Here is a 16,307-nt window from a genome sequence, read left to right on the forward strand (position 1 = left end):
CGCCGATCGGCAGGCTCATCAGGGTGTCCTTCGCGAGGAACCGCGGCGGGATGCCCTGGTCGACCATGAAGTGCGAGATCAGGAAGGGGTCGAGGTGGGAGATGTGGTTGGGGGCCAGGACCCAGCCACCCGCGGGGAGGTTCTCCTGGCCCTGCCAGTCCCGCTTCGTGACCAGCATGAGGATCGGCCGGAGGAACAGCACGATGACCCTCAGGGTCTTCGGGAAGTGGCGGCGATGCATGGGAGCGAGCCTAATCGGTCGCCCGGCCGACTAGGGTGATCGGCATGCAGGGCACCGTGGCGAGCTTCGACGAGGGCACCCGGTCAGGTCACGTCCTGACCGACCAGGGGCATCGGCTCGACTTCGCCGCCGAGTCCCTCGCCGAGCACATCCGCCACCTCCGCGTCGGCCAGCGGGTCTTCCTCCAGACCGACGACGACGTGGTCACGTCCGTAGCCATCTGGCGCTGACGCGTGGGTTATCGCCGCTGACGCGTGGGTTACGACAGGCGCAACCCACGCGTCACCGGGCGGAACCCACGCGTCAGCGAGAGGGGGTCAGAGGGTGACGGGCTTGAACGTCGGACGCTTCGCCTCGTACGTCACGATGTCCTCTTCGTGGCTCAGCGTGATGCCGACGTCGTCGAGGCCCTCCAGCAGGCGCCAGCGGGTGTAGTCGTCGATCGTGAACGAGTCCTCGATCGCGTCGACGCCCTCGCCGGCCCTGACCGTCCGGGTCTCGAGGTCGACCGTGACGGACGCGCCCGGGTTGGCGTCGAGGTAGTCCCACAGCCGCTGGACGACCTTCTCGTCGACCTCGGCCGCGAGCAGCCCGGCCTTGCCGGAGTTGCCGCGGAAGATGTCGCCGAAGCGCGGGGAGATGACGGCCTTGAAGCCATAGTTCTGCAGCGCCCAGACGGCGTGCTCCCGCGACGAGCCGGTGCCGAAGTCGGGTCCGGCGACCAGGACCGTGGCGTCCTTGTAGGCGTCCTGGTTCAGCACGAACGCCGGATCGCTGCGCCAGGCCGAGAACAGGCCCTCCTCGAAGCCGTCCCGGGTGACCTTCTTGAGCCACACGGCCGGGATGATCTGGTCGGTGTCGACGTTGCTGCGGCGCAGCGGAGCGCCGACACCGGTGTGCGTGGAGAACTTGTCCATGGTCAGGCTCCTGCCTTCTCGAGCTCGGCAAGGTCGGCGGGGCCGGCGAGGTGACCGAGGATCCCGGTCGCCACGGCGACGTCGGGCGACACGAGGTGCGTACGGCCACCCTTGCCCTGACGTCCCTCGAAGTTGCGGTTGGACGTCGACGCGGCGCGCTCGCCGACCGTCAGCTGGTCGGGGTTCATGCCCAGGCACATCGAGCACCCGGCACCACGCCACTCGGCGCCGGCGTCCTTGAAGATCACGTCGAGGCCCTCCTGCTCGGCCTGCAGGCGTACGCGCACCGATCCGGGCACCACGAGGATGCGGGTGTCGGCGGCGACCTTGTGGCCCTCGATCAGTGACGCGGCGACCCGCAGGTCCTCGATGCGACCGTTGGTGCACGAGCCGATGAAGACCGTGTCGACCTGGATGTCCTTCATCGGGGTGCCGGCCTCGAGGCCCATGTAGCGCAGGGCGTTCTCGGCGGCGATGCGCTCGTTGTCGTCCTCGAACGACGCGGGGTCAGGGACGTTGCCCGACAGCGGCACGCCCTGGCCGGGGTTGGTCCCCCACGTCACGAACGGCGTGATGGTCGAGGCGTCGATCGTGATGACCTTGTCGAACTCGGCGTCCTCGTCGGTCACCAGGCTGTCCCAGTGCTCGACGGCGGCGTCCCAGTCGGCGCCGGTCGGCGCCGACGGGCGGCCCTTGAGGTAGTCGTACGTCGTCTGGTCCGGCGCGATGAGCCCGGCCTTGGCGCCCCACTCGATCGACATGTTGCAGATCGTCATGCGGGCTTCCATCGACAGCGCACGGATCGCGTCGCCGCGGTACTCCACGATGTAGCCCTGGCCGCCGCCGGTGGTCTCCTGCGTGATGAGCGCCAGGATCAGGTCCTTCGCGGTCGAGCCGGCCGGCAGGTCACCGACGACCTCGACGGCCATCATCTTGGGCTTGGCCTGCGACAGCGACTGCGTCGCGAGGACGTGCTCGACCTCGGACGTGCCGATGCCGAATGCGATCGAGCCGAACGCGCCGTGCGTCGACGTGTGCGAGTCACCGCACACGATCGTCATGCCGGGCTGCGTCAGTCCGAGCTGCGGGCCGACAACGTGCACGATGCCCTGGTCGATGTCGCCCATGGGGTGCAGGCGGACACCGAACTCGGCGCAGTTGCGGCGCAGCGTCTCGACCTGCGTGCGCGACACGAGGTCGGCGATCGGCTTGTCGAGGTCGGTCGTCGGGATGTTGTGGTCCTCGGTGGCGAGGGTCAGGTCGGGCCGGCGGACGCTACGTCCGGAGAGCCGCAGGCCGTCGAACGCCTGCGGGCTGGTGACCTCGTGAATGAGGTGGAGATCGATGTAGAGAAGGTCGGGCTCGCCCTCGTGACGGCGTACGACGTGTTCTTCCCAGATCTTCTCGGCAAGAGTCTTGCCCATGGTGCTCTCCTAGCTCTTCGCTACTTGCGTCTCACAATGCGATACGGCAGTATCAAGACATGGACAACTCTAGCGGAGTCGGCGTTCTCGACAAAGCCGCACTCGTGCTCGCTGCGCTCGAGCCGGGCCCCGCCACGCTCGCCGGACTCGTCGCGAGCACCGGGCTCGCCCGGCCCACGGCTCACCGCCTGGCCGTGGCCCTCGAACATCATCGGCTCGTCGCCCGCGACATGCAAGGACGGTTCATCCTCGGCCCGCGTCTCGGCGAGCTCGCCGCGGCCGCCGGCGAGGACCGCCTGCTGGCCGCCGCCGGCCCGGTCCTGGCCCGTCTGCGGGACATCACCGGCGAGTCGGCCCAGCTGTTCCGCCGCCAGGGCGACTTCCGGGTGTGCGTCGCGGCCGCCGATCGTCCGACCGGACTGCGCGACTCGATCCCCGTCGGTGGCCAGCTGACGATGTCTGCCGGCTCCGCGGCCCAGATCCTGCTGTCGTGGGAGGATCCCGAGCGTATGAACAAGGGACTGCTCAAGGCGACCTTCTCGGCCGCCGAGCTGTCGGCCGTACGCCGTCGCGGCTGGGCCCAGAGCGTCGGCGAGCGGGAGAACGGCGTCGGGTCGGTCTCCGCCCCGGTCCGCTCCCCCTCCGGCAAGGTCGTCGCCGCCGTGTCGGTGTCCGGGCCGCTGGAGCGCCTGACCCGCCAGCCCGGCCGCATGCACGCGCCGGCCGTGGTCGCCGCCGCCGAGCGCCTGTCGCAGAGCCTGCGCCGCACGTCCTGACCCGGGACACCGAGTCCAGGCCGCGAAGTCGTCCGCCGCGGGCACTCGGTCACGTGCGTCGTCCACAGCCTTGCGCCGTCACGGGTGAGTCAGACCAGGGCGGCGAGCAGCTGCTCCTTGCGCATCCGGGAGCAGCCGACGACGCCCTGGTCACGGGCCGCGGCACGCAGCTGGGCCACGGTCCACGTCGCCTGCGGCAACGGCGGGGCGTCCCGCAGGGCGAGTGGCTCTGCACGCGGGTGGTCGGCGATGGTGTGCCGGAGCTGCTTCCCGGCCTTCTTGCCCGCCCGCCTGCGTGCCGCCTCGGACGCTGCCGCGACGGCCTTCTCGGCCTCGTCCCGGATCTTCCGCGCCCGGGATCGCTGCTTGCGGGCGCGCTTGCGCCACATGTCGGCCTCGGCCTCGAGCGTGCGGACCCGGGCGCGCAGTGCCCGGACCTGGGTGGTCAGCTCCTCGACCTCGGCGGTCGCGGCTGCGAGCTTCTTGTGGGTCTTGCCGGGCCGGGGAGCCGACGTGCCGGACTTCGTCCCCATGTTCACCTCCGGGATCGCTGGGTCACGTCGATCCTGACCCGCCCGGGTGAACGCGAGGCGAACTGACGTCAGATTCCGCGCACGCGGTTGTTGCGCGGCTCGTGGGTCAGCTCGGCCAGGCCCAGCCGTTCGAGCAGCGGCGGCAGGTACATCCCGAACCGGCCGCGATAGCCCGCCCGCAGGCCGTACCAGCCGCCGACCGGGTTGGCCTCGTCCCGGCCGAACGCCTCGACGGTGCCGGGCGTGGCCGGCTTCTTCTCGTCGGCGGCGCCGAGGTCGACCCAGTCACCCCGCTCGAGCAGCCAGGCGTGCAGGTCCTCGATCGCCTCGGCGCGGTAGGACAGCCAGGTCGTGCCGACCACGCAGCGCAGCGACGGCGGCGTGGTCGACTCGGTGCGATACATCTCGTACGTCGAGGAGCCCGGTGCCGTGGTGAGCAGCCACGGGTCGTCCTTGGTGCCGCTGGCGTCCGTCATGTGCCCAGCATGGACTGCGCCCGGCGGCTAGAAGAGGCCGGGCTGCTCGAGGTCGAGCAGGATCCGCTTGCGCTCGACCCCGCCGGCATAGCCCGTCAGGGTGCCGTCGGCCCCGATGACCCGGTGGCACGGGACCACGATCGGGATCGGGTTGGCGCCGTTGGCGGCCCCGACGGCCCGGGAGATGACCGGCTCGTAGCCCAGCCGGCGGGCGATCTCGCCGTAGCTCGCGGTCTCGCCGTACGGGATGCGGACCAGCTCGGCCCACACCTTCTTCTGGAACTCGGAGCCGTCGTTGGCCAGCGGCAGGTCGAACGCGGTGCGCTCGCCGGCGAAGTACTCGCCCAGCTGCTGCTCGGCGCGGTCGAGGACGGGGTCCGCGGTCCTCGCGCCCCGCGGCGTGGCGCCGAAGTCGATCGCGGTGACCAGCCCGGCCGAGGCGTGCAGGCGCAGACCACCGATGGGTGAGTCCATCCAGCGTGTCGTCATGGGATTGCCCTTTCGAAGGCGGGGGTGGAGCGCCACAGGTGCATGCCGGCGTAGGAGCGCCACGGGCGCCACCGCTCGGTGTCCTGCGGCGTGATGCCGCGGCGCTCGAGCTCGCGCTTGAGCACCAGATCGGTCGTCAGGAGGATGTCGGGGTGCGCCAGCGCGCGCATCACGACGTAGTCGGCGGTCCACGGCCCGATGCCGCGCATCGCCAGGAGCTGCTCGCGGACCTCGTCGCGGTCGACGCCGGGATCGAGGACGAGCTTGCCGTCGGCGACGGCCTGCGCGAGGCCGATGACGGCGCGGGCCCGCGATCGCGGCATCCCGAAGGTCTCGTCGTCGGCCTCGGCCAGCGCCGCCGGGGACGGGAACGCGTGGGTCAGCCCGAACGTCCGCGCGAGCGCCAGGTCGACCGGGGTGCCGAACGTGCCGATGTGCCGGCCGAGGACCGTGTTGGCCCCAGCGACGGACACCTGCTGCCCCACGATCGTGCGAACCGCGACCTCGAAGCCGTCGACGTGCGCCGGCACCCGCAGGCCCGGAGCGGCGAGCACGAGGTCCCGCAGCGCCGGATCGGCGGACAGCACCTCGTCGATCGCGTCCGGATCGGCATCGAGGTCGAGCATCCGGCGCACCCGGTCGACCGCGGTCGACATGTCTCGCAGGTCGACGAGCTCCAGCTCGAGCGAGACGTGGTCGTCGGCGAGGGTCGCCGCCATGGCGCCCAGCCCGTGCGGCAGGCGGAGCACCCGCGCGTACGTCCGGCCGTCGACCGCCTCGACACCGGGCACGACGTGGGCGCGCAGGAAGTCGACCAGCGCCTCGGCGTGGAACGGCCGACGCACCGCGAGTCGGACCGTGATCTGTCCCGTCACCGCTCCCCGACGACGCCTCCCCCGCATCTGCGAGGGCGTGAGGTCGTACGTCCGCCGGATCGAGTCGTTGAACTGGCGGATCGAGGAGAAGCCGGCCGCGAACGCGATGTCGGCCATCGGCATGTCGGTCGTCTCGATCAGCGTGCGGGCCGCGTGCGAACGATTGCTGCGGGCCAGGGCGAGCGGTCCCGCCCCGAGCTGCTGGGTCAGCATCCGGTTGACGTGTCGCTGGCTGTAGCCCAGCCGGGCGGCCAGCCCCTCCACGCCCTCGCGCTCGACGACGCCGTCGCCGATGAGCCGCATCGCGCGTCCGACCGCGTCGGCCCGGACATCCCACTCCGGCGAGCCCGGGGTCGTGTCGGGACGGCAGCGGCGGCAGGCCCGGAAGCCCGCGTCCTGGGCCGCAGCGGCGGTCGCGTAGAAGGTCACGTTCTGCACCCGCGGCGTCACCGCGGGGCACGACGGGCGGCAGTAGATGCCGGTCGTCCGGACCGCGGTGTAGAACACCCCGTCGAACCGGGCGTCGCGGGACTGGACGGCCCGGTAGCAGCGCTCGTGATCGGTGAACATGTCACCATCATGCCGCGTGCCGCCGACAGCTACTGGCGGGATTCGGACGCGTACGCAGGCACGGTCAGGCGCGAGCCATGCGCCGGACCACGGCGAGTCCGGCATCGCCACCCCGCCAGTGCCGTTCCACCGCCTCGGGCCCGGCCCGCCGCACGACCGAGCGCAGCACGAGGGCGACGAGGATGACGTCGTCCGCCTGGCCCAGCACCGGGACGAAGTCCGGGACCAGGTCGATCGGCATCGCCAGATAGGCCACGAGCAGCCAGATCCTGATCCGCACGCCGCGCGGCAGGCTCGTGTCGCCCGCGAGTCGGCGCACCAGCCCGATCACGTCCGGCAGGAGGCGCAGCGCGTCGCCGAGCCTGAGGTCCGTGGGACGCCTCCACCACAGCAGCAGCATCCCGGCGACCCACAGGACGACCAGCGTCCCGAGGACCGAGAGCACGACGTCGAGCATCACCCCGCGATCTTCACACACCGGCGCCGGCCCGGAGCCTCCCCGATCCGTCTGCGTACGCCTATCCGCGCGTGGGCCACAGGCGGGGCGGTCGGCGCGCGGCGACGTCCTCGACCCAGCCGACCGCCAGGACGACGAGCGCCAGGAACGGCCAGACCAGGACGTACTGCATCCACGGCGAGTAGAGCCACGGGACGTACTGGGTGACGATCTCGTACTGGCCCATCCGGTCGATCAGCGGGACGAGGGCCATCAGCACCAGGCAGTGCCACAGGTAGATCGTGATGGCGCGCTGGTTCATCAGCGTCACCGGCTTGTCGAGGCGCCGCAGCGCGCGGGGGAAGGACGACCACGACGGCGAGATCCTCAGCAGCATGGCGCAGAATCCCAGCGACCACAGCGCCGTGGCCATCGGCATCAGCCCCAGGTCCCAGCCGGTGCCGTCCCGCCCGGTCGAGACCCACAGCAGCCCCAGGCTCATCAGCGCGATCCCGCCGACGAAGACGAGGTCCCGCGGGATCCGGCGCAGCAGCCCGTCGTGGTGGGCGAAGCCCAGGATCCAGCACGGCGCGTACGCGCAGAAGTCCCACGCGACCGAGTCGAGCTGCGCCGGCAGGGACACCGGCGTGACGTAGAGCGCGACGAGCAGCGCCAGCGGCGTCAGCATCGTGGTCCACGGCATCTGCCGGAACGCCCTCAGCAGGAGGGGCGACAGCAGCACGAACCAGAAGTACGCCCGGATGTACCAGAGGATGTCGGCCGACTGCAGGCCCCACGTCGCCTCCAGGAGACCTGCGTCCGACCCGATGGTGTTCGGGAACGGCGGGTCCCCGATCGGGACGAACCACAGCAGCAGCTTGAGGGACCACTCGACGGCGCCGTCCGAGCCCGCCCGCCAGCCCTGCAGGAGGAGACCGGTCAGCACCGTGGCGCTGTAGACCCACAGGGGCAGCAGCAGTCGCCTCGAGCGGCGCCTCAGCACCCCGGCCGCCGGGCGTTCCAGCGAGCGGGCCATCAACGAGCCGGCCAGCGCGAACATGACGCCGATCGACGGGAAGACGACGGTCAGCCAGCTCGCCGTGTAGAAGGTGTGCAGCGTGACGATGCGGGTCAGCGCGATGGCGCGCAGGAGGTCGAGGTAGCGGTCGCGCCCGGTCGGATGCGAGGCCCGTGCGGTGTCGGGCCGGGCTTGTCGCGCGGCGGCGCTCGGACCGCGATCGTCCTCCAGCAGCACGATGGTTGCGAGGTCGTGGGAGTGGCGTCTCATGCCGCGAGGCTAGGGCCGGGCTCGGCGCCGCCGCAGCCGGTTCGCCACCGGTTGCGGTTCCACGCCACGACGCGTGCGAGCAACCGCAACGGGGCCGCGGTGTCGCGCAACCGCCCGCTCGTTGACGAGGATGCTGTTGGGGCAGGCCGTTGAACCGATCCGACCCTTGGTGCGTGTCATGAGACGGAGGTGCACCACGAAGTCATGGCCGACGATCCGCGGATGCTGATGGAGCAGCTGCACGACGCGCACGCGGCCGCGTTGTGGGGCTTCTGCCTGCACCTGACCGGGGACCCGGTCCGCGCCGAGGACGTCGTCCAGGAGACGCTGCTGCGTGCCTGGCAGCGCCCGCAGGTCCTCGACGAGACCCGCGGATCGATCCGCTCCTGGCTGTTCACCGTCGCCCGCAACATCGTCGTCGATGAGTGGCGCAGCAAGCGCTATCGCAACGAGCGCCCGACCGAGGCACTGCCCGAGCCGGCGACTCCGGTCGACCCGACCGACACGCTGCTCCAGTCCTGGGTCGTCGCCGAGGCGGTCACCCAGCTCTCGGCCGATCACCGCGCCATCCTGTTGGAGTGCTACTACCGCGGACGGTCCGTCGCCGAGGCCTCCCGCGAGCTCGGCATCCCGGAAGGCACCGTCAAGAGCCGGACACACTACGCACTGCGCGCCCTGCGGCTCGCTCTGGAGGAGATGGGGGTGGGCGGCGCATGAGCGACTGCGGACACGAGCACGAGGACAGCGCCTACGTCCTCGGCGCACTCTCGCCGGGAGACCGGACGGCATACGAACGCCACCTGCCCGGCTGCGCGTCCTGCCGGCAGTCGGTCCGGCAGCTGGCCGGTCTGCCCGGGCTCCTGGCCCGGGTCCCGATCGAGGTCTTCGACGACCGGCGCAACCAGCCGCCGGTCCCGGACACCCTGCTTCCCGCGCTCGTGCGCCGCGCGCGCCAGGCCCAGCGTCGGCGGATGTCCATCGTGGCCGGCATCGCCGCGGCGGCCGTGATCGCGGTCGCCATCGGCACCGCCGTGGTCACCAACAACGACGACGGGCCGCCGTCCGCGAGCCCGACGGTCGCGGCGCGCACCGCCGCTCCCGAACAGCTCACCCCGGTCGGCGCGCAGCCCATCTCCGGCTGGGTGTCACTGACGCCGGTCACGTGGGGCACCCGGCTCGACCTGGACTGCACCTACGCCACCGCGAGCCCTGGCTATCCGGCCGAGACCAGGACCTGGACCTACAGCATGGTCGTCACCCACACCGACGGCCGCCGCGAGGAGGTCACCTCCTGGAAGGCGCTGCCCGGCAGGACGATCCACTTGTCCACCGGCACCGCGGCCACCCTCGAGGACATCAAGGACGTCACCATCCGGGCCAGCGACGGCCACACCGTGCTGAGGCTCCGCTAGCCGTGCGGAGCCGCCGGACCGAACGCGGTCAGGAACCGATCGCGGAAGGTGTCCATCCGCCACACCGATGCGTCCGGCGCCGGCCGCAGCCCGGGCTGCCATTGCCAGCGGTCGATCCGCTTCATGACCCCGGGGTCGGAGGCGATCACGCTGATCGGCACGTCGTGGCCGGGGCTGTCGCCGCTCACGTAGCCGTGCGGTTGGTGGTCACCGAGCACGACCAGGACCATGTTGGGGTCGCGGTAGGCCGTCAGGAACGAGGTCAGCGTCTTCCAGGTGTACTCGACGGTCCTTCCGTACATCGCCTTGACCGCGTCCGGGTCACCGAAGATCTGGGTGGAGGTGGGCGTCAACGGCATCGCGTCGTAGACGGACCCGTCACCGACCTGGCTCCACGGGATCAGCTGCGGCACCGGGGTCCACGGGTGGTGGCTGGACGTCAGGTCGATCTCCGCCATCACCGGCCTCCTCGCACCGGGCGTGAGCTCCTCACGTCGGAAGTGCTCGAGGGTGTACTGGTCCGGCACGGGCGAGTAGCCGAACTTCGGGCCCCGGTAGCCGACGTCGCGCGAGTCCGAGTAGCTCTGGAAGCGGTAGAAGTCCTTGCCCGCGGGCCAGTCCTCGGTGTTGGCGGGCACGTCGAACACCGTGTGCCAGCCCGCCCTGCCGAACAGCCTGGTCAGGGTGAGCCGGTCCGTGCCGAGCAGCTGCCGGTAGCGGCGCTCGCTGTCGACCCAGAGGCCGGACTGCAGTGACGAGTGCGCCAGCCAGGATCCCGCACCGAACGTCGGCGAGGTCAGGAACGCGCTGCGGGAGTGGTAGCCGGCGGCGTCCAGGACGGCGGTCCCCTCGTCGAGCACCTGGGTGATGCCCCGCGAGTACGAGGTGCCCTGGACGGCAGCGCGGCCGTAGCTCTCCACGAACACCAGCAGCACGTCCTTGCCCGCCAGCCCGGAGAGGAGGGAGGCGGGGTCGCGCCGCGCGGTGACGGCGTAGTGGTCAGCCGCGATCTCGGCGGCGAAGGCCTGGCGGTCGGCCAGCCCGGCTCGGACGGCACCCACCTCGGTCACGGTCAGGTCGGCGGCTCCCGCTGCGGGGACCGTCGTCCCGGCGGTGGCGAGCAGTCCCCAGACCAGTCCGAACCCGGCCGCCGCGGCGATCGATGCCCGTCGATGCTCCGCCGCGACCGCGACCAGCCGGACGACTGCGAGCGGGACGCCGACCAGCACCGCCGCCACGGCGAGCGCAGCGAGGGCGGCGGCGACGTGCGCCCACCCCGACCCGATCGAGTCGCCGAGCACGCCGACCCCCGGACCCAGGTAGGACCAGTCGCCGACCGGGTCGAAGGAGCGGTCGAAGACCGCCTGGAACCCGAGATCGAGCGCGGTCAGCAGCACCAGGACGGCGAGCAGCACTCCGACCAGAGCGGCGATCGCCGTCCGGGACTTGCGCCACGGGAGCAGCGCCAGCCCCGTCACCAGCAGGACCTCCAGCGGCAGCCGCAGGAACACGGCTCCGCTCAGCTGCTCGCGGTCGGTCGGCACCACCAGCGCAGCCCAGACCACGGCGAACGCGATCACGGTCACGCCACGCGGCCGCAGCACCGGACGCGGTGCCCGCCAGCGGTCGACGGCCTCGTGCAGGAATGATTCCGCGAGCAGCAGCGCGACGCCGACCACGAGAGACGCCGCCATCACCGACGGCATCGGCACCGTCGCGACCACCGCGAGCACGATGCCGACCGAAGCGGCGACGACCTTGCACCAGTACCGCGGCCGGACCGGCGGCGTGCGAAGTGACGGGACGAGCGTGAACAGCGCACCGAACGCATACCGGGCGACGCCGACGCCGAGCACCCAGACCCCCAGGTCGCCCGCCACGACCGCACTGAGCACCAGGATCAGCAGCGCATCCGACTCCTGGTCGAGCCGCGCGCCGAGCGGGGTGACGGTGCCGAGCGCCCGGGCCAGGCGGCCGTCGACGAAGTCGCTGACGAGGGCGATCGCGGCCAGCGCACCGAGGAGCTCCCGCGGGCCGTCGAGCAGCGCGACCACGGCCACCGCGGCCGCCAGGACGAAACGGACCCCCGTGACCAGGTTCGCCGCCGAGAGCAGCTTCTGCGGCTTGATCTGAACCTGATGCACTGCGCCTCCGTGTTCTCAGTACGGGGGCAACACGAACAGCGCGCCCGCCGGGTTCAACCGGGGCCGCGGGACGGAGACCGACGTGCAGGAACAGGCGTTCTGGGTCAGCCGTGGCCGGGGCGAGATCCGGCCCGTCGCGGTCGGCCGTCCGACAGCCGGTCAGGTCCGGGTCCGCACGGTGCGCTCGGCGATCAGCCGGGGCACCGAGACGCTGGTGTTCCGCGGCGCCGTCCCGGTCGACCAGTTCGAACGGATGCGGGCGCCGCACCAGGAGGGTGACTTCCCCGGACCGGTGAAGTACGGCTACCTGAGCGTCGGCGTGGTCGAGGACGGCGACGCCGCCCTGCTGGGTCGGACCGTGTTCTGCCTGCACCCCCACCAGACCGCCTACGTCGTCCCGGCGACCGCCGTGACGGTCGTCCCGGACCGCGTCCCGGCCGACCGCGCCGTCCTGGCCGGCACCGTCGAGACCGCCGTGAACGCGCTCTGGGACGCCGCCCCGCTGATCGGTGACCGGATCGCCGTCGTCGGCGCCGGCATGGTCGGTTGCTGCGTGGCCCGGTTGCTCGCCGACGTCCCGGGGGTCGAGGCGACCCTGGTCGACGTGGACCCGGCGCGCGCCACGGTCGCCGAGATGCTGGGCGTGGAGTTCGCGCACCCCGACGAGGTCAGCGGCGACCGCGACCTGGTGCTGCACGCCAGTGCGACGTCGACCGGGCTGCGACGCTCCCTCGAGCTGCTGGCCCAGGACGGCGAGGTCATCGACCTGAGCTGGTACGGCGACACCCCGGTCAGACTCGACCTCGGAGGCGCGTTCCACTCTGGACGGCTGCGGATCCGGGCCAGCCAGGTCGGCGAGGTCGCGCTGCGCCGCCGGCACCGCCGCACTCGTTCGCAGCGGCTGGCCCTGGCCCTGGATCTGCTCCGCGACCCCGCCTACGACGCCCTGCTCACCGGCTCCTCACCGTTCGAGGACCTGCCGACCGTGATGGCCGAGCTCGCCACCGGACGGCGCACCGCGCTCTGCCACAGCATCACCTACGGCTCTGTGCTCGATCCTGGGGAGGCCTGATGTTCGCCGTGACCGTTCGCGACCACGTGATGATCGCGCACAGCTTCGAGGGGGAGGTCTTCGGACCGGCCCAACGCCTGCACGGCGCGACGTACGTCGTCGACGTGACCTTCCGCGGACCCGACCTCGGCCCGGACGGGATCCTGGTCGACATCGGCCGCGCTGCGGACGAGCTCAAGGACGTCCTCGCCGCGGTGCACTGCCGCAACCTGGACGACGAGGACGAGTTCAAGGGCCTCAACACCTCGACCGAGGTGATCGCCCGCTGGGTGGCCGACCGCCTCGCTCCCCGGTTCGCCGGTGATGCGGTGACGGAGCTCGAGGTGACCCTGCACGAGTCGCACATCGCCTGGGCCGGCTACACGAGGCCGTTGTGATCATCCACCTGCTGGTCCCGGCCGGCTTCGCGGACCGACCCAGCGGCGGCAACGTCTACGACCGGCACCTGCACGCCGCACTGGTCGCACGCGGCTGGGACGTCGTCACCCACGAGGTCCGGCCCGACGAGGCGAGCCACGCGGCCGCCGCGATGCCCACCGGAAGCACCGTGCTCGTCGACAGCGTGGTCGCCTCCTGGGCTCCCGAGGCCTTCCTCGATGCCGCGATCCACGTCGTGCCGCTGGTGCACATGATCTTCGGTGTCCCGGGCGAGAGCGAGCTGTTCGCCGACGCCCCGGCGGTGATCACCACCAGTGAATGGACCCGACGCACGCTGCTGCGCCGCCACCTCGACCCGCGTCGGGTGCACGTCGCCACCCCTGGCGTCCCGCGCGTCCTGCCCACCCTCGGCTCGGTCGCCGGCAACGAGCTGCTCTGCGTCGCCACGCTGGCTCCCGCCAAGGGCCACGACATCCTGCTCGCCGCCCTCGGCGCGCTGGCCGACCTCGACTGGACCTGCACCCTGGTCGGCTCCGTGGATGTCGACCACCCGTTCGTCGACCGGCTCCGCAAGCAGGCAGCCGACGCCGGCATCACCGACCGGATCCGCTTCGTCGGGGAGCTGTCGAGCGCGGGAGTGCACGCCACCTACGCGTCGTCCGACCTCGCCCTGCTGCCCTCGCGCGCGGAGACCTACGGAATGGTCGTCACCGAGGCCCTCGCCCACGGGCTCCCGGTCGTGGGCAGCGCTGTCGGCGGTGTCCCCGAGGCGTTGGGAACCGTCAGCGACGACAGCCCCGGCATGCTGGTCCGCCCGGACGACCCCGAACCCCTGGCCCGCTCCCTGCGCCTCTGGCTCGAGGACCCGACCCTGCGCCGCTGGATCCGGCACGCCGTCCGGGTCCGCCGCCGCACGTTGCCCACCTGGGAAGCCACCGCCGCCGCCGTCGCGACCGCCTTGGAGCCCCTCCGATGACGATCCCCACGACGGTCGCGGCACGCTGGCGCAGCAACCGCCGCGAACCCACCTGGGTCCACCACCGCGCGACTCGCCTCGCCGCCGGCCTGGTGGTCCTGCTCGTCCTGTTCCGGCAGCTCGGAGCCGGACCGTTCCTCGACGGCCTCCTCGCCGTCCGGCCGTGGGCGGTGCTGGCAGCGCTCCTCATCACCGCGGCCACGACCTACTGCTGCGCCAAGCGATGGACCCTGGTGGCCAGCCGCTACGACGCCCCACTCCCCCTCGGGACGGCGTACGCGGCCTACTACCGCTCGCAGCTCATCAACGTCGCCCTCCCGGGTGGTGTCGTCGGTGATCTGCACCGTGGTGTCCGCCATGGCTGGCGCGCCGTGCTGCTGGAGCGCGGCATCGGTCAGGTGGTGCAGGTCGCGCTGGTCGGCGCACTGCTGCTGCCGGGTCCCTGGCGGTGGTGGGGAGTGGCCGCGGTGGCGCTGGCGCTGCCGGCTCTTGGCGCGGTCGCGGTGTTGTCCGCGCTGAGCACCGCCGGGCACCTGCTGGTCTTCGTCATCGCGGCCCAGTCCACCCACCTCCCCCTCACCACCCTGCTGCCCATCGGAGCCCTCGTCCTCCTCGGCGCCGCCCTCCCCCTCAACATCGCCGGTTGGGGCCCGCGCGAAGGCGTCGCCGCCTATGCGTTCACCGCGTTCGGCTCCACCACCGCAACAGGCCTGACGGTCGCCGTCACCTTCGGCGTCCTCTCCAGCCTGGCCACGCTTCCCGGCCTCCTGGTGCTGGCCTCGCGCGCCCCCGCGGAGGGCACGACGTCATGAGGCCCTACACGATCCTGTCCTGCTGCATGTCCCTCGACGGCTACCTGGACGACGGCAGCGACCACCGCCTGCTGCTCTCCAACGACGCCGACTTCGACCGCGTCGACGAGCTGCGCAGCGAGAGCGACGCGATCCTGGTCGGCGCCGCGACGGTCCGCAACGACGACCCCCGCCTCCAGGTCCGCTCCCCCGACCGGATCACCCGCCGCTGCACCGACGGCCGGGCCCCGCAGCCGACCAAGGTCACCGTCACCAACCGAGCCAAGCTCTCCCCGGAAGCCCGGTTCTTCACCGTCGGCGACGCACCCAAGCTCGTCTACTGCGCCACCGACAGCCTGGCCACGGCCACCGAGCAGCTCGGCTCGCTGGCGACCGTGATCGACGGCGGCCGCCCGGTGGAGCTGGCTGCCGTCGGTGCAGACCTCTACGAGCGCGGTGTCCGCCGGCTGATGGTCGAGGGCGGTGGCGAGGTGCACACGCAGTTCCTCACCGAGGGCCTGGCCGACGAGCTCCAGCTGGTCGTCGCCCCGCTCTTCGTCGGCAACGCCGAGGCGACCCGCTTCGTCGGACCCGGCACCTTCCCCTTCACCGGAGGCGACCGCGCCCACCTGGTCGAGACCCGGCCCATCGGGGACGTCGTCCTGCTCCGCTACGTGTTGAACCACTCCGGCGCTGCGGACGTGTCTACAGAAGAAGACCAAGGAGGTCAGTCATGACGGCAGCTCGAATGGTCGGCGCACTGGCGGCAGTCGTGTCCGCGGTGGTCCACCTGTATCTGTGGTTCGACGGCGTGAAGGACCAAGGGACCGTCGGTGCCCTCTTCGTCGTCAACGTCGTCGCCGGCTTCGGCATCGCGGCGGCCCTGCTGGTCTGGAAGCACTGGCTCCCGTTGTTCGCCCTCGCCGGCTTCGGTGCCACGACCCTGCTCTGCTTCCTGATCGCGGTGAACGGCGAGCTGTTCGGCATCCACACCGACTGGAGCTGGTACGCCTGGGTGGCGGCGGCATCCGAGGTGCTCGCGGTGTTGGCCGGTGCCTACGGGCTGAATGAGGAACGACCCAACCGTGGCGCCACCGGGCGGAGGACCACGGGATCCCCCGGCGGTTGACGTCGCGACTGCTTGTCAGACCCGGTCCCTAGACTGGAGGAAAGACCGCAACCGCAGGGGATATCATGCTCGACGACCAGCAGATGATCGATCAGATCGTGGTGCGTCGTCAGGCCCTGGCCTCGTTGGAGGCCGGCGAGGCCGCCGTGGTGCTGGACTAAGTCGATCGGGCCCGGACCGCCGGTGAACGGGCCGGTGTCGTGGAGCTTGGACGCCTGCGGGTCGAGGCCGCGGTGCACGAGCTGTCGTTGGCGATGACACTGCCCGTGCCGACGATCGAGCGCCGGGTCGCCCGGGCCCGCCGGTTGCGGGCGACGATGCCGCAGGTGTGGCAGGCCTGGCACGACGGGCGCATCAGCACCGCCCACGTGATCGGCATC

General features: G+C 71.7%; 21 protein-coding genes. 11 read left to right on the plus strand and 10 right to left on the minus strand.

Annotated elements, in window-relative coordinates:
* Positions 1-241, minus strand: a 241-nt coding sequence (locus JWQ91_RS03740) for a 1-acyl-sn-glycerol-3-phosphate acyltransferase (protein ID WP_297781012.1), incomplete at its 3' end; no start/stop codon positions are given.
* A 44-nt stretch (positions 242-285) separates the two neighbouring features.
* Between JWQ91_RS03740 and JWQ91_RS03745 the strand changes: the two genes are divergently transcribed.
* A complete protein-coding gene (locus JWQ91_RS03745; protein WP_297781015.1) occupies positions 286-471 on the plus strand; it encodes a hypothetical protein in 186 nt (61 codons plus the stop codon).
* An 87-nt stretch (positions 472-558) separates the two neighbouring features.
* On the opposite strand, the gene leuD is transcribed toward JWQ91_RS03745, so the two are convergent.
* Positions 559-1,158 (minus strand): 3-isopropylmalate dehydratase small subunit, encoded by a 600-nt coding sequence (gene leuD / locus JWQ91_RS03750; protein ID WP_297781018.1) that lies wholly within the window; start codon positions 1,156-1,158, stop codon positions 559-561.
* A 2-nt stretch (positions 1,159-1,160) separates the two neighbouring features.
* Positions 1,161-2,582 carry a 3-isopropylmalate dehydratase large subunit gene (gene leuC / locus JWQ91_RS03755; RefSeq protein ID WP_297781019.1) on the minus strand — a complete coding sequence of 474 codons (1,422 nt, stop codon included), beginning with the start codon at positions 2,580-2,582 and terminating at the stop codon, positions 1,161-1,163.
* A 59-nt stretch (positions 2,583-2,641) separates the two neighbouring features.
* Between leuC and JWQ91_RS03760 the strand changes: the two genes are divergently transcribed.
* A complete protein-coding gene (locus JWQ91_RS03760; protein WP_297781022.1) occupies positions 2,642-3,358 on the plus strand; it encodes an IclR family transcriptional regulator in 717 nt (238 codons plus the stop codon).
* A gap of 89 nt (positions 3,359-3,447) precedes the next feature.
* Here JWQ91_RS03760 and JWQ91_RS03765 read toward each other — a convergent pair whose 3' ends face one another.
* The 6 genes from JWQ91_RS03765 to JWQ91_RS03790 form a co-directional block, all read right to left on the minus strand.
* A complete protein-coding gene (locus JWQ91_RS03765; RefSeq protein ID WP_297781024.1) occupies positions 3,448-3,891 on the minus strand; it encodes a hypothetical protein in 444 nt (147 codons plus the stop codon).
* A gap of 68 nt (positions 3,892-3,959) precedes the next feature.
* Positions 3,960-4,367, minus strand: coding sequence for a DUF6855 family protein (locus JWQ91_RS03770; RefSeq protein ID WP_297781026.1), 408 nt, complete (start codon positions 4,365-4,367; stop codon positions 3,960-3,962).
* A 27-nt stretch (positions 4,368-4,394) separates the two neighbouring features.
* Entirely contained in the window at positions 4,395-4,856 is a 462-nt protein-coding gene (locus JWQ91_RS03775; protein WP_297781028.1) for a methylated-DNA--[protein]-cysteine S-methyltransferase, read from the minus strand.
* A complete protein-coding gene (locus JWQ91_RS03780) occupies positions 4,853-6,301 on the minus strand; it encodes a DNA-3-methyladenine glycosylase 2 (RefSeq protein WP_297781031.1) in 1,449 nt (482 codons plus the stop codon). Before JWQ91_RS03780 ends, JWQ91_RS03775 begins: the two co-directional genes overlap by 4 nt.
* Before the next feature lie 64 nt (positions 6,302-6,365).
* Positions 6,366-6,758 (minus strand): YkvA family protein, encoded by a 393-nt coding sequence (locus JWQ91_RS03785; protein WP_297781059.1) that lies wholly within the window; start codon positions 6,756-6,758, stop codon positions 6,366-6,368.
* Between the two features lie 61 nt (positions 6,759-6,819).
* Entirely contained in the window at positions 6,820-8,025 is a 1,206-nt protein-coding gene (locus tag JWQ91_RS03790) for an acyltransferase (RefSeq protein ID WP_297781033.1), read from the minus strand.
* Between the two features lie 189 nt (positions 8,026-8,214).
* Between JWQ91_RS03790 and JWQ91_RS03795 the strand changes: the two genes are divergently transcribed.
* Together JWQ91_RS03795 and JWQ91_RS03800 are read left to right on the plus strand one after the other, a co-directional pair.
* The gene (locus tag JWQ91_RS03795; protein WP_366521347.1) at positions 8,215-8,742 is read left to right on the plus strand and encodes a sigma-70 family RNA polymerase sigma factor; all 528 of its coding nucleotides are present in this window, start codon (positions 8,215-8,217) and stop codon (positions 8,740-8,742) included.
* Positions 8,739-9,437: a zf-HC2 domain-containing protein gene (locus JWQ91_RS03800; protein ID WP_297781036.1), complete on the plus strand. Its 699-nt coding sequence runs from the start codon at positions 8,739-8,741 to the stop codon at positions 9,435-9,437. Before JWQ91_RS03795 ends, JWQ91_RS03800 begins: the two co-directional genes overlap by 4 nt.
* Here the strand turns inward: JWQ91_RS03800 and JWQ91_RS03805 are convergent.
* Entirely contained in the window at positions 9,434-11,581 is a 2,148-nt protein-coding gene (locus tag JWQ91_RS03805) for a CDP-alcohol phosphatidyltransferase family protein (RefSeq protein ID WP_297781039.1), read from the minus strand. The two genes, JWQ91_RS03800 and JWQ91_RS03805, sit on opposite strands and share 4 nt — an antisense overlap.
* 82 nt (positions 11,582-11,663) lie before the next feature.
* Between JWQ91_RS03805 and JWQ91_RS03810 the strand changes: the two genes are divergently transcribed.
* The 7 genes from JWQ91_RS03810 to JWQ91_RS03840 all read left to right on the plus strand — a co-directional run.
* Positions 11,664-12,653, plus strand: coding sequence for a zinc-binding alcohol dehydrogenase (locus JWQ91_RS03810; protein WP_297781041.1), 990 nt, complete (start codon positions 11,664-11,666; stop codon positions 12,651-12,653).
* Positions 12,653-13,030, plus strand: a complete 378-nt coding sequence (locus JWQ91_RS03815) for a 6-carboxytetrahydropterin synthase (protein WP_297781044.1) — start codon at positions 12,653-12,655, stop codon at positions 13,028-13,030. Before JWQ91_RS03810 ends, JWQ91_RS03815 begins: the two co-directional genes overlap by 1 nt.
* A complete protein-coding gene (locus JWQ91_RS03820) occupies positions 13,027-14,007 on the plus strand; it encodes a glycosyltransferase family 4 protein (RefSeq protein ID WP_297781047.1) in 981 nt (326 codons plus the stop codon). The genes JWQ91_RS03815 and JWQ91_RS03820 overlap by 4 nt, the downstream gene beginning before the upstream one ends.
* Positions 14,004-14,819: a lysylphosphatidylglycerol synthase domain-containing protein gene (locus JWQ91_RS03825; RefSeq protein ID WP_297781050.1), complete on the plus strand. Its 816-nt coding sequence runs from the start codon at positions 14,004-14,006 to the stop codon at positions 14,817-14,819. Before JWQ91_RS03820 ends, JWQ91_RS03825 begins: the two co-directional genes overlap by 4 nt.
* Positions 14,816-15,535 carry a dihydrofolate reductase family protein gene (locus tag JWQ91_RS03830; RefSeq protein ID WP_297781052.1) on the plus strand — a complete coding sequence of 240 codons (720 nt, stop codon included), beginning with the start codon at positions 14,816-14,818 and terminating at the stop codon, positions 15,533-15,535. Before JWQ91_RS03825 ends, JWQ91_RS03830 begins: the two co-directional genes overlap by 4 nt.
* Positions 15,532-15,927, plus strand: a complete 396-nt coding sequence (locus JWQ91_RS03835) for a hypothetical protein (RefSeq protein ID WP_297781055.1) — start codon at positions 15,532-15,534, stop codon at positions 15,925-15,927. Before JWQ91_RS03830 ends, JWQ91_RS03835 begins: the two co-directional genes overlap by 4 nt.
* A 200-nt stretch (positions 15,928-16,127) precedes the next feature.
* The coding region (locus tag JWQ91_RS03840) for a hypothetical protein (protein WP_297781057.1) at positions 16,128-16,307 on the plus strand (180 nt) is incomplete at its 3' end.

The sequence above is a fragment of the Aeromicrobium sp. genome, assembly GCF_025965075.1.
Lineage (GTDB): Bacteria > Actinomycetota > Actinomycetes > Propionibacteriales > Nocardioidaceae > Aeromicrobium.

Coding starts and splice junctions, on each gene's coding strand:
- JWQ91_RS03745 (WP_297781015.1), top strand. CDS start 286: ATGCAGGGCACCGTGGCGAGCTTCGACGAGGGCACCCGGTCAGGTCAC.
- leuD (WP_297781018.1), bottom strand. CDS start 1,158: ATGGACAAGTTCTCCACGCACACCGGTGTCGGCGCTCCGCTGCGCCGC.
- leuC (WP_297781019.1), bottom strand. CDS start 2,582: ATGGGCAAGACTCTTGCCGAGAAGATCTGGGAAGAACACGTCGTACGC.
- JWQ91_RS03760 (WP_297781022.1), top strand. CDS start 2,642: ATGGACAACTCTAGCGGAGTCGGCGTTCTCGACAAAGCCGCACTCGTG.
- JWQ91_RS03765 (WP_297781024.1), bottom strand. CDS start 3,891: ATGGGGACGAAGTCCGGCACGTCGGCTCCCCGGCCCGGCAAGACCCAC.
- JWQ91_RS03770 (WP_297781026.1), bottom strand. CDS start 4,367: ATGACGGACGCCAGCGGCACCAAGGACGACCCGTGGCTGCTCACCACG.
- JWQ91_RS03775 (WP_297781028.1), bottom strand. CDS start 4,856: ATGACGACACGCTGGATGGACTCACCCATCGGTGGTCTGCGCCTGCAC.
- JWQ91_RS03780 (WP_297781031.1), bottom strand. CDS start 6,301: ATGTTCACCGATCACGAGCGCTGCTACCGGGCCGTCCAGTCCCGCGAC.
- JWQ91_RS03785 (WP_297781059.1), bottom strand. CDS start 6,758: ATGCTCGACGTCGTGCTCTCGGTCCTCGGGACGCTGGTCGTCCTGTGG.
- JWQ91_RS03790 (WP_297781033.1), bottom strand. CDS start 8,025: ATGAGACGCCACTCCCACGACCTCGCAACCATCGTGCTGCTGGAGGAC.
- JWQ91_RS03800 (WP_297781036.1), top strand. CDS start 8,739: ATGAGCGACTGCGGACACGAGCACGAGGACAGCGCCTACGTCCTCGGC.
- JWQ91_RS03815 (WP_297781044.1), top strand. CDS start 12,653: ATGTTCGCCGTGACCGTTCGCGACCACGTGATGATCGCGCACAGCTTC.
- JWQ91_RS03825 (WP_297781050.1), top strand. CDS start 14,004: ATGACGATCCCCACGACGGTCGCGGCACGCTGGCGCAGCAACCGCCGC.
- JWQ91_RS03830 (WP_297781052.1), top strand. CDS start 14,816: ATGAGGCCCTACACGATCCTGTCCTGCTGCATGTCCCTCGACGGCTAC.
- JWQ91_RS03835 (WP_297781055.1), top strand. CDS start 15,532: ATGACGGCAGCTCGAATGGTCGGCGCACTGGCGGCAGTCGTGTCCGCG.